The sequence below is a fragment of the Streptomyces sp. B5E4 genome, from assembly GCF_039871555.1.
Lineage (GTDB): Bacteria > Actinomycetota > Actinomycetes > Streptomycetales > Streptomycetaceae > Streptomyces.
In genome coordinates, this window is sequence record NZ_JBDPMI010000081.1 from 1 (window position 1) to 770 (window position 770).

Here is a 770-nt window from a genome sequence, read left to right on the forward strand (position 1 = left end):
ACCACACACCGGACCCCCACCCCGACACCGAGACCGCCCGCAACCCGCCCGACCCCGGCACCGGCCTTCGCCCCCGCCACACCGGCCCGCCCGCAAGCGGATCAAACCCCGGCACCGGCCTACGCCCCCGCCCACCAAGTCCGCCCGCAAGCCGATCAAATCCCCGCACCCGCCTTCGCCCCCGCACCCCCGAGGGCGTCGAACTCGCCGCATGACACCAACAAACCAAACCGCCCCAAACCCAACCCAGACGCCTCAGAAGCCGTTGTCTTTCCGGATGTGATAGCTGCGTTTTCGCTGTTCAGGCATGATGTCGGTGGTTCTGCGGCAGGGACGGCATGTCGTGTTGTTTCGTCGGGGAGGTATTGCGGGTGCCGTCGGTGATGGGGATGTTGGAGGCTCGGGAGTCGGCTGCTCGGGTGCGGGTGGAGGAGCTGCGTGCCGAGGCGGACCGGGTTCGGGTCGAGCTGGTGGAGGCGGAGGCTGTGCTGGGCCGGCGGGTCGTCGCGCTCGCGGAGCTGGCCGAGGTCCTGGCCGCGGGGGCTGTGCTGCAGGAGCCGGTCCGGCCGGCCCGGGTTCCGGTCGAGGTGAAGGAGCCCGTGGCCGGTGCGGTGGTCCCCCAGTGGCGCGAGGGTGTCACGGTTGAGGTGCTTGCTCCTGAGTACCGCAGGCTGCTGGCCGTGCTGGAGGCCGGCAGCGGCGGCCAGGGGCTGCGGGCGAGGGACCTGGCTGCCCGGTTGGGCCTGGAGCTGGTGCCGGCGAAGGTCGAG

Annotated in this window: 1 protein-coding gene; it reads left to right on the top strand. The window is 71.6% G+C overall.

The features are described from left to right. Positions 1–389: 389 nt before the first annotated feature. Positions 390–770 (top strand): hypothetical protein (locus tag ABGA99_RS36540; protein ID WP_347584288.1); only part of this gene is annotated, 381 nt, incomplete at its 3' end.